The 10,260-nt window shown below is 58.6% G+C and carries 7 protein-coding genes; 4 read left to right on the top strand and 3 right to left on the bottom strand.

The window, feature by feature from the left end; translation table 11 throughout:
* Window positions 1-119: 119 nt before the first annotated feature.
* From FHC52_RS17500 to FHC52_RS17490, 3 genes are all read right to left on the bottom strand, one after another.
* Window positions 120-1,085 carry a L,D-transpeptidase family protein gene (locus FHC52_RS17500; protein ID WP_126289732.1) on the bottom strand — a complete coding sequence of 322 codons (966 nt, stop codon included), beginning with the start codon at window positions 1,083-1,085 and terminating at the stop codon, window positions 120-122.
* Window positions 1,086-1,231: 146 nt separating this feature from the next.
* The gene (mfd, locus tag FHC52_RS17495) at window positions 1,232-4,678 is read right to left on the bottom strand and encodes a transcription-repair coupling factor (protein WP_126289734.1); all 3,447 of its coding nucleotides are present in this window, start codon (window positions 4,676-4,678) and stop codon (window positions 1,232-1,234) included.
* Window positions 4,679-4,826: 148 nt separating this feature from the next.
* Window positions 4,827-5,900, bottom strand: a complete 1,074-nt coding sequence (locus FHC52_RS17490) for an acyltransferase family protein (protein WP_008500774.1) — start codon at window positions 5,898-5,900, stop codon at window positions 4,827-4,829.
* Between the two features lie 256 nt (window positions 5,901-6,156).
* On the opposite strand from FHC52_RS17490, the gene lolC reads away from it, so the two are divergent.
* Genes lolC through nagK form a run of 4 tightly spaced genes read left to right on the top strand, consistent with a single transcriptional unit; the run spans window position 6,157 to window position 10,259 of the window.
* Window positions 6,157-7,356, top strand: coding sequence for a lipoprotein-releasing ABC transporter permease subunit LolC (gene lolC / locus FHC52_RS17485; protein WP_025911790.1), 1,200 nt, complete (start codon window positions 6,157-6,159; stop codon window positions 7,354-7,356).
* On the top strand, window positions 7,349-8,050 hold the full coding sequence (gene lolD, locus FHC52_RS17480) for a lipoprotein-releasing ABC transporter ATP-binding protein LolD (protein WP_008500772.1): 702 nt from the start codon (window positions 7,349-7,351) through the stop codon (window positions 8,048-8,050). Before lolC ends, lolD begins: the two co-directional genes overlap by 8 nt.
* The gene (gene lolE / locus FHC52_RS17475; protein WP_220420161.1) at window positions 8,050-9,294 is read left to right on the top strand and encodes a lipoprotein-releasing ABC transporter permease subunit LolE; all 1,245 of its coding nucleotides are present in this window, start codon (window positions 8,050-8,052) and stop codon (window positions 9,292-9,294) included. The genes lolD and lolE overlap by 1 nt, the downstream gene beginning before the upstream one ends.
* A gap of 53 nt (window positions 9,295-9,347) precedes the next feature.
* Window positions 9,348-10,259: an N-acetylglucosamine kinase gene (gene nagK / locus FHC52_RS17470; RefSeq protein WP_021240740.1), complete on the top strand. Its 912-nt coding sequence runs from the start codon at window positions 9,348-9,350 to the stop codon at window positions 10,257-10,259.
* Window position 10,260 lies beyond the last annotated feature (1 nt).

Genomic DNA, 10,260 nt, shown 5'->3' with positions numbered 1-10,260 from the left:
ACAAACGCACGAACAGCAGATGGAATTGCTAGAGTAGAAACAGGAAGGAAACAATAGCCCCCCTTACAGGGGGCATTCTAGAAAGCCACCTTCTAAGAAGGTGGTCTTTTACTTATGATTTACATCGATTGCTGGATGACATCCTGATGCCGGGTGACGTCGGTCGGCATGCCTGAGCGGGCCTCCATTGCGCGCTCCATCACCTCGCTGTTGGTATTCGCATTCGTTTTAAAGCTTACCATCGCGGCATTCAGGTTAATGGGCAGCGTCTGCGGGTCATCGCCAATGTTTTTCGATAGCGGCTGATGAATTTCAACCAGCCGCACGCCGCCCGGCTCCTCAGAAACCTTGATCGGCGTATTGATGATATTCACTTTGGTACCTGGCGTAACGACGTTAAACAGCGTTTTGATATCGTCATCGCGCAGACGAATGCAGCCGGAGCTGACGCGCATGCCGATGCCAAAGTCCGCATTCGTGCCGTGCAGCAGGTAAACGCCGCCGTAGGCCGCCAGACGGATCGCGTGGTGACCCATCGGGTTATCCGGGCCTGCTGGCACCACGGCTGGAAGATCGATGCCCTGAGCTTTATACCGTGCACGAATATTGGCCGTTGGTGTCCAGGTTGGATTCGCGCGTTTATCCGAGACGGTGGTGACCATCGTCGGCGTCAGGGTGTCGCCGCCCAGCTGACCAATACCAATCGGGTAGACGGTCACCTCATTTTTACCCGGCGGGTAATAGTACAGACGCAGCTCCGCCAGATTTATGACGATCCCCTCACGCGGAGCGTCCGGCAGGATAGTCTGTAACGGGATAGTCAATACGCTGCCCGCGCGCGGGACGTAGGGGTCGACGCCAGGGTTCGCCTGCAGCAGGGCCAGAAAACCAACGTTATATTTTTTGGCAATGGCTTCCAGCGAACCGCCATTATTTTCAACCACATGAAAGCGGTTTTCCCCCACCACCTTGCTGCCGGGCGGAGGAAGGGGCCAGGTATTTGCGCGAGCGGGAAGCGCAACCGCAACGGTGGCTGCCAGCGCAAACAGGGTTAACCAGCGAGTCATACGCGAAGAGGTCATCATCACTATAATCCATGTAAATGATAAGGTTATTGTTTTATAAGGCGTTAACGATAATTATGGCGAATGGGTGTGTCGGGAAGATCGGGTGAAGTGCAAAGAGTTTGTAAATTGTCCCCCGTTAGCGCTGGGCTAACGGGGGAAGGGGGTCAGGCGATCGCGTTCTCTTCCAGCTGGCGCATAAAGCTACGCACCCAGTCCATGCGGGTTTTGCGCTCCGTCAGCTCCTGGGTAAATTTGAGACGCGTTGGGCCATCCAGACGGAAATGCTGCGGCTGTTTTTGCAGCAGACCGATGAGCCACATCGGGTTGACGTGGTTCTTCTCGGCGAACTCAATCACGCCGCCTTTTTCGTTGCCTTCAAGCTTGCGAATGCCCAGCTTCTGCGCCTGCTGGCGCAGGCGCGCGATATCCAGCAGATTTCGCGCCGCATCGGGCAGCAGACCAAAGCGGTCGATCAGCTCAACCTTAATCTCTTCCAGCTCGTTTTCCGTCTTCGCACTGGCGATGCGCTTGTAGAACGACAGTCGGGTATTTACATCTGGAATGAAATCATCCGGCAGCAGGGAAGGCATACGCAACTCGACCTCGGTCTGCTGGCTGGTGAGATCTTCCAGCGACGGCTCGCGCCCGGTCTTCAGGGCATCAACCGCGTTTTCCAGCAGTTCCATATAGAGCGAGAAGCCGATGGTCTCCATCGAGCCGCTCTGGTCCTCACCCAGCAGTTCACCGGCACCGCGGATCTCAAGGTCGTGCGTGGCCAGCGCGAAGCCTGCGCCGAGGTCTTCCAGCGAGGCGATGGCTTCCAGACGCTTTTGCGCGTCGGTGGTCATCGCTTTCGGGTGCGGCGTCAGCAGCCAGGCGTAGGCCTGATGGTGCGAACGCCCGACGCGGCCACGCAGCTGGTGAAGCTGCGCCAGGCCAAAGTGATCCGCACGTTCAATAATGATGGTGTTCGCCGTCGGAATGTCGATCCCGGTTTCGATGATGGTGGTACACACCAGCACGTTAAAGCGCTGATGGTGGAAGTCGTTCATCACCCGTTCCAGCTCGCGCTCGCGCATCTGCCCGTGACCGATAGCAATGCGCGCTTCCGGCACCAGCTCCGCCAGCCTGTCGGCCGCTTTCTGGATGTTTTCCACGTCGTTGTACAGGTAATAGACCTGACCCCCGCGCAGCACTTCACGCAGAATGGCCTCACGCACCACCAGATTATCGTATTCGCGGACGAAGGTTTTTACCGCCAGACGGCGCGCCGGCGGCGTGGCAATAATCGACAGATCGCGCATGCCGCTCATTGCCATGTTCAGGGTTCGCGGGATCGGCGTCGCGGTCAGGGTCAGGATATCGACGTCGGCGCGCATCGCTTTGATGCGTTCCTTATGACGCACCCCGAAGCGGTGCTCTTCGTCGACGATCAGCAGCCCCAGATCTTTCCACTTCACGTCGTTTTGCAGCAGCTTGTGGGTACCGATCAGAATGTCAATTTTGCCTTCGCTGGCCTGCTCCAGGATCTGCGTCTGCTCTTTGGTGCTGCGAAAACGTGACAGCATCTCGATGCGTACCGGCCAGTTGGCGAAGCGGTCGCGGAAGTTGTCGAAGTGCTGCTGAGCGAGCAGGGTGGTTGGCACCAGCACCGCCACCTGCTTGTTGTTTTCCACCGCAAGGAAGGCGGCGCGCATCGCCACTTCGGTTTTGCCGAAGCCGACGTCGCCGCACACTAAACGGTCCATCGCCAGCGGCTGGCACATGTCGCTCAGCACGGCGTTAATAGCCTGAGCCTGATCCGGCGTGGTTTCAAACGGGAAGCTGTCGCAGAAGAGCTGATACTGTTCCTTATCATGCTTAAAGGCGAAGCCCTCTTTGGCCGCGCGCTGGGCGTAGATATCCAGCAGCTCGGCGGCCACGTCGCGCACTTTTTCCGCGGCCTTCTGGCGCGCGCGCGCCCAGGCGTCGCCGCCCAGCTTGTGCAGCGGCGCGTTCTCTTCGGCACCGCCCGCGTAGCGGCTGATCAGATGCAGGGACGACACCGGGACATACAGTTTGGCGTCGTTGGCGTAGGTCAGCATCAGGTATTCACCTTTAATGCCGCCCGCCTCGAGCGTGGTCATGCCCTGATAGCGCCCAACGCCATGCTCCAGGTGCACAATCGGCTGGCCCGGATGCAGCTCGGCCAGGTTGCGGATCAGCGTGTCCGGGTTGATGGTTCGACGACTGTCCTGACGACGACGCGCGACGCGCTCGCCCAGCAGGTCGCTTTCGCAAATCAGCGCCAGGTTGTTGAGCGTGTCGATGAACCCATGCTCGGCGGCGCCAATCATCAGGTAACGGCCGTTTCCGGTCGCTTCGCTCAGGCGCAGGATGCGCTTCGGGGCCACCTTAATACGTCCCAGCAGCTCACCTAACGCTTCGCGACGGCCTTCACTCTCAACGGAGAACACCACCGGGCCGGTAAAGGACTCCAGGAACTTGCGCAGATTATCCAGCGGGGATTTCTGCTGCGCCTGGACGGCCAGGTCCGGCAGCGTCCGGAAGGCGAGGTTGGTGTTGGCGGCCCTATCGGCAAGCGAATCGGTTTTCAGCTGCATGCGCGGCCAGCGCTTCAGCTCGGCGTTGAGCTCGTCGGTACGCAGCCACAGCGCCTCCGGCGGCAGCAGCGGACGCATCGGGTCAACGCCCCGGTTTTCGAAGCGAGCACGGGTTTCGCTTTCAAAGCGGCTGGCGCTGGCGTCGATATCCCCGGTGTTAACAATCAGCGTATTCGCCGGGAAGTAGCTGAACAGGGCAGGCAACGGCTCGCTGAAGAACAGCGGCTGCCAGTATTCAATCCCGGCAGGCAGCGTGCCTTTGCTGACCTGTTGATAAATATGTTCCGCGTCGCGCTTCACCTCGAACTTATCGCGCCACTGGCTGCGGAACAGTTCGATAGCGGTTTTGTCCGTCGGGAACTCATGCGCGGGCAGTAAATTGATGGACTCCACTTCCTCCAGCGTGCGCTGCGTATCGGCGTCGAAGACGCGCAGGCTGTCGATTTCATCATCGAAAAAGTCCAGACGATACGGCTGGTCGCTGCCCATCGGGTAAAGGTCGAGCAGCGCGCCGCGGGTCGCATATTCCCCGTGCTCCATCACCTGATCGACGTGGCGATACCCGGCGCCGTCAAGCTGCGCCCGCAGGGCATCACGGGACAGGCGCTGACCTTTTTTCATTACCAGCGCGTGACCGTGCAGGTAGCTGTGCGGACAGACGCGTTGCATCAGGGTGTTTACCGGCACAATCAGCACGCCGCGCTGCATGGTCGGGAGTTGATACAGCGTCGACAGGCGCGAGGAGATGATCTCCTGGTGCGGAGAGAAGCTGTCATAGGGCAGCGTTTCCCAGTCGGCCAGGCTGAACACCAGATTATCGGTGAACTGGCGAATTTCATCGTGCAGGCGCAGGGCGTTTTGCATATCCGGGGCAACCAGGATCACCGGGCCAGGATGACGCTCAGCAATTTCCGCCACCAGCGTGGCGCACGCTGCGCCCGTGAGTTCACCCAGCTGGCGCTGGTCGCCCGCTTTGACAGGCAAGGAATAACGATAGTGTTCAGGCATGGCTATGTCAGAGTCTCTTATGGATATACCAACAGTATTGGGGCATATCACTGATACGCAATGTCTTTATTATCCTCGATCGTTTTACATAAGCAAATCGTAACCGCACGGCGGGGTTATACGCCCCCGAAAGGGGGCGGAGAGGGCATTAACGGGTGGTCGGCGAGAGCGTAAGCGTCGAAGGCGGAGAAAAGAAAATGTCCCCGAACAGCGCGGTGGAGAGTTTACGCACCCCCAGCCCGGCCAGGGTACAGATAAGCAGGCTGGCAAACGGGTAGACCAGAATTAAGGTGAGTTCAGCCCAGAGCGGCCAGTACGCGGCATTCATCTCGCCAATCAGGAACAGGCTAAAGGCCTCAATGAGGATGCGGTGGGTGGTATAAATCGCAATGGTATTGGAGCCAATCACGTTCAGCAGGTTGTCAGGGTGAACGGCATAGCGCTGCTCAACGCTGTAGAACAGCTTCATGATCAGCACAATCGACAGCAAGGAGAGCAGCAGCGGAACGTTAGCAAACAACAGCACCACGGAGACGGCGGCGAAAGCGCCCGTTGCCAGCCAGGTGCGGCGCAGGTTTAGATTTTTCATCCATGCCATCAGCTCAGCGCCATACCACGCCCCGAGGCTGTAGTAGATCATGTTGCGGACCACGCTGTTCATTCCCCACCACGGCAGCGGCAGGAAGTTGATCGCGATGCTTGCCAGCGCCAGCAGTCCCAGCATCGGCAGCTTCCAGCGGCTCAGCAGTTTACACAACGTGAAGTAGACCACCAGGGCATACAGATACCACAGGCTGGTGCTGGCGGTGAGCATCCCTTGCACAAATCCCAGGAGCGAATCGGCGTAGGCCGCGTTCGACGAGGTGGTAACCTCGCGATCGGGCGCCAGCCAGGCGTTCAGGTGGGTCAGCGCCTGCCATTGCAGAATCCCCCACAGCGCCAGAACCCAGACAATGCTCCAGATTCGCTTGTCGAGGCTGGTTCGCCAGTCCACCTCGTCAATATAACGACGGATCAGATAGCCGGAGATAAAGAAAAAGACCGGCATACGGAAGGGGGCGAGATAGAGATTAAAATAGATCCAGCATTTGGCGAGAAGGCCAGAGAGCGGGTGTTGCAGCCCGATCAGGTGCGGATAAAACGTGATAACTGAATGGTAGATAACCACCAGGCAGATACACAGCCCTTTTATCTGGTTAATCCATAATGCTTTTTGCTTCATTGTTCGCAACTACCTTATTGCCATAGACGAACGAGCAATTGTTGTTAAACGAAACCGGGCTGTAATGGGTAACAGTCTGTATCAGGAGGTTTTTCGGAAAAGGTGGAGGTTACGAGGTGCGGTTTCAGATATTAGTACCCTGATTTATCTGAATTTTTCGGAAAAATGATTACCAAAGCTTACGGTTTCAGTCATTTACGCTTAACGGATTCGCTTATATACTCGTGGGTCTGCTATCAGCAAACAGACGGACTTCATGTATCAACCTGTCGCACTCTTCATAGGCTTACGCTACATGCGTGGGCGCGCCGCGGACCGCTTCGGTCGCTTTGTCTCCTGGCTTTCGACTATTGGCATTACGCTTGGCGTGATGGCACTGGTGACGGTGCTTTCCGTCATGAATGGCTTCGAGCGCGAGCTGCAAAACAACATCCTGGGGCTGATGCCGCAGGCCGTACTCTCATCCACTAACGGTTCGGTTAACCCACAGCAGCTGCCGGAAAGCGCGGCGAAGTTACAGGGCGTCACGCGCGTTGCGCCACTGACCACCGGCGACGTGGTGCTGCAAAGCGCCCGCAGCGTGGCGGTCGGCGTGATGCTGGGTATTGACCCGGCACAAAAAGATCCGCTCACGCCGTATCTCGTTAACGTGAAGCAGACCGATCTGGAAGCCGGAAAATACAATGTGATTCTGGGTGAGCAGCTTGCCGGCCAGCTTGGCGTTAACCGCGGCGACCAGCTCCGCGTGATGGTGCCTTCAGCCAGCCAGTTTACGCCGATGGGGCGCCTGCCAAGCCAGCGCCTGTTCACCGTGATTGGGACCTTTGCCGCCAACAGCGAAGTCGATGGCTACCAGATGCTGGTTAACATTCAGGACGCGTCACGCCTGATGCGCTACCCGGCCGGCAATATCACCGGCTGGCGCCTGTGGCTCGACGCGCCGCTGAAGGTCGATACCCTCAGCCAGCAAAAATTGCCGGACGGCACCAAATGGCAGGACTGGCGCGAGCGTAAAGGCGAGCTGTTCCAGGCCGTGCGGATGGAGAAAAACATGATGGGGCTGCTGCTGAGCCTGATCGTCGCCGTGGCTGCTTTTAACATCATCACCTCGCTGGGGCTGATGGTGATGGAGAAGCAGGGCGAGGTCGCTATCCTGCAAACCCAGGGGCTGACGCCGCGGCAGATCATGGCCGTGTTTATGGTGCAGGGGGCCAGCGCCGGTATCATCGGCGCGCTGCTCGGGGCGGTGCTGGGTGCGCTGCTTGCCAGCCAGCTCAACAATTTAATGCCGATCATCGGCGCGCTGCTTGACGGCGCGGCGCTGCCGGTGGCCATCGAGCCGCTGCAGGTGGTCGGTATTGCGCTGGCCGCGATGGCCATTGCGCTGCTTTCTACGCTTTATCCTTCCTGGCGCGCTGCCGCCACTCAACCCGCTGAGGCTTTACGTTATGAATAAGATCCTGTTGCAATGCGACAACCTGTCCAAACGCTATCAGGAAGGCACTGTGCAAACCGACGTGCTGCACAATGTGAGCTTTAGCGTGGGCGAAGGCGAGATGATGGCGATTGTCGGCAGCTCCGGCTCGGGCAAAAGTACGCTGCTGCACCTGCTGGGCGGGCTGGATACCCCAACCAACGGCGACGTGATTTTCTCCGGCCAGCCGATGAGCAAAATGTCCTCAGCAGCGAAGGCCGAGCTGCGTAACCGCGAGCTGGGCTTTATCTACCAGTTCCACCACCTGCTGCCGGACTTCACGGCGCTGGAAAACGTGGCGATGCCGCTGCTGATTGGCAAAAAGAAACCGGCTGAGATTAACGCCCGCGCCAGCGACATGCTGAAAGCGGTAGGGCTGGGCCATCGCGGAAACCACCGTCCGTCGGAGCTGTCCGGCGGCGAGCGTCAGCGCGTGGCGATTGCCCGTGCGCTGGTCAACAACCCGCGTCTGGTGCTGGCGGATGAGCCTACCGGTAACCTGGACGCGCGCAACGCGGACAGTATTTTCCAGCTTCTGGGCGAGCTGAACGCCTCGCAGGGCACCGCGTTTCTGGTGGTGACCCACGATCTGCAGCTGGCAAAACGCATGGGGCGCCAGCTTGAGATGCGCGACGGCCATCTGAACGCGGAACTGACCCTGATGGGAGCAGAGTAATGGCGTCACCGTTATCGTTACTCATCGGTTTACGTTTTAGCCGCGGCCGCCGTCGCGGCGGCATGGTGTCGCTGATCTCCGTTATCTCGACCATCGGTATTGCGCTGGGTGTGGCGGTGCTGATTGTCGGCCTGAGCGCCATGAACGGTTTCGAGCGCGAGCTGAATAACCGCATTCTGGCGGTGGTGCCGCACGGGGAGATCGAACCGGTTAACCAGCCGTGGACGAACTGGAGCGATGCGCTCACCAAAGTTGAAAAAGTGCCGGGCATCGCCGCGGCTGCGCCCTACATTAACTTTACCGGGCTGGTGGAGAGCGGGGTGAACCTGCGCGCCATTCAGGTGAAAGGGGTGAACCCGGCGCAGGAAGCGCGCCTCAGCGCGCTGCCGAACTACGTGCAGAACGGCGCGTGGGCCAACTTCAGGGCGGGCGAGCAGAAGATCATCATGGGTAAAGGCGTTGCTGATGCCCTGAAGGTGAAGCAGGGCGACTGGGTGTCAATCATGATCCCGAATGCCAGCGCCGATCACAAACTGCAGCAGCCAAAGCGCGTGCGCCTGCACGTTACCGGTATTCTTCAGCTGAGCGGTCAGCTTGACCACAGCTTTGCGATGGTGCCGATGGAGGATGCACGCCAGTATCTCGACATGGGCGACAGCGTGACGGGCATTGCCATTAAGGTGAACGACGTCTTTAACGCTAACAAACTGGTGCGCGACGCGGGCAGCGTGACCAATAACTATGTCTACATCAAAAGCTGGATCGGCACTTACGGCTATATGTACCGTGATATCCAGATGATCCGCGCCATTATGTATCTGGCGATGGTGCTGGTGATCGGTGTCGCGTGCTTTAATATCGTCTCGACGCTGGTGATGGCGGTCAAAGACAAGAGCGGCGACATCGCCGTGCTGCGTACCTTGGGGGCAAAGGACGGTCTTATTCGCGCCATTTTCGTCTGGTACGGTTTGCTGGCAGGACTGTTCGGCAGCCTGTGCGGCGTGGTGATTGGCGTGGTGGTTTCCCTGCAGCTAACGCCGATTATCAACGGGATTGAAAAGCTTATTGGTCACCAGTTCCTGTCGGGTGATATCTATTTTATTGACTTCCTGCCGTCAGAACTGCACTGGCTGGATGTTTTTTATGTGCTGCTTACAGCACTTTTACTGAGTCTGCTGGCAAGCTGGTATCCGGCGCGTCGCGCAAGCCGAATTGATCCGGCGAGGGTATTAAGTGGCCAGTAATTACGTCACGATCTAGCGGCTTTCGGGTCGCCAGATCGAAAGAGGAATGCGTTATGTATTATGGATTTGATATTGGCGGCACCAAGATTGCGCTCGGCGTGTTTGATAAAGACCTCAAACTGCAGTGGGAAACCCGCGTTCCCACGCCGCGCGACAGCTACGACGAATTTTTAACCGCCATTGCCGCGCTGGTGGCGCAGGCCGATGAACGCTTTGGCGTGAAAGGCAGCGTCGGCATTGGTATTCCGGGCATGCCCGAAACCGACGACGGTACGCTTTACGCGGCCAACGTGCCTGCCGCCAGCGGTAAACCGCTGCGCGCCGATCTCTCCGCGCTCCTTGAACGCGACGTGCGTTTAGATAACGACGCCAACTGCTTTGCGCTCTCCGAAGCCTGGGATGATGAGTTCCGTCAATATCCGCTGGTGATGGGGCTGATCCTCGGTACCGGCGTCGGCGGAGGAATCGTCATCAACGGTAAGCCCATCACCGGCCGCAGCTACATCACCGGCGAGTTTGGTCATATCCGCCTGCCGGTGGATGCGCTGGAGGTCGTCGGCCGTGATTTCCCGCTGACCCGCTGCGGCTGCGGGCAGCACGGCTGTATTGAGAACTACCTGTCAGGCCGCGGGTTTGCATGGCTTTACGAACACTTCTATCATCAGAAACTTGAGGCCCCTCAAATCATTACCCTGTGGGAGCAAGGGGATGCGCAGGCGCGTGAGCACGTCGAGCGCTATCTGGATCTGCTGGCGGTGTGTCTGGGCAATATTCTCACCATCGTCGACCCGGATCTGCTGGTGATCGGGGGAGGGCTCTCAAACTTTACCGCGATTACGGAACGGTTGTCCGGGCGTTTGCCCCGACACTTATTGCCGGTTGCCCGCGTGCCGCGTATTGAACGCGCGCGACACGGGGACGCAGGAGGCATGCGCGGAGCCGCATTCCTTCATCTCACCGATTAGT

The organism is Enterobacter sp. EC_64 (assembly GCF_019584165.1).
GTDB classification, from domain to species: Bacteria; Pseudomonadota; Gammaproteobacteria; order Enterobacterales; family Enterobacteriaceae; genus Enterobacter; species Enterobacter roggenkampii.
Note: the sequence above shows the minus strand (reverse complement) of the source record. Positions and strands in the feature narration are given on the sequence as shown.

Bases quoted from the DNA above. Each gene is read 5' to 3' on its own strand.
- mfd (WP_126289734.1), bottom strand. From the start codon at position 4,678: ATGCCTGAACACTATCGTTATTCCTTGCCTGTCAAAGCGGGCGACCAG.
- lolD (WP_008500772.1), top strand. From the start codon at position 7,349: ATGAATAAGATCCTGTTGCAATGCGACAACCTGTCCAAACGCTATCAG.
- nagK (WP_021240740.1), top strand. From the start codon at position 9,348: ATGTATTATGGATTTGATATTGGCGGCACCAAGATTGCGCTCGGCGTG.
- FHC52_RS17500 (WP_126289732.1), bottom strand. From the start codon at position 1,085: ATGATGACCTCTTCGCGTATGACTCGCTGGTTAACCCTGTTTGCGCTG.
- lolC (WP_025911790.1), top strand. From the start codon at position 6,157: ATGTATCAACCTGTCGCACTCTTCATAGGCTTACGCTACATGCGTGGG.
- FHC52_RS17490 (WP_008500774.1), bottom strand. From the start codon at position 5,900: ATGAAGCAAAAAGCATTATGGATTAACCAGATAAAAGGGCTGTGTATC.
- lolE (WP_220420161.1), top strand. From the start codon at position 8,050: ATGGCGTCACCGTTATCGTTACTCATCGGTTTACGTTTTAGCCGCGGC.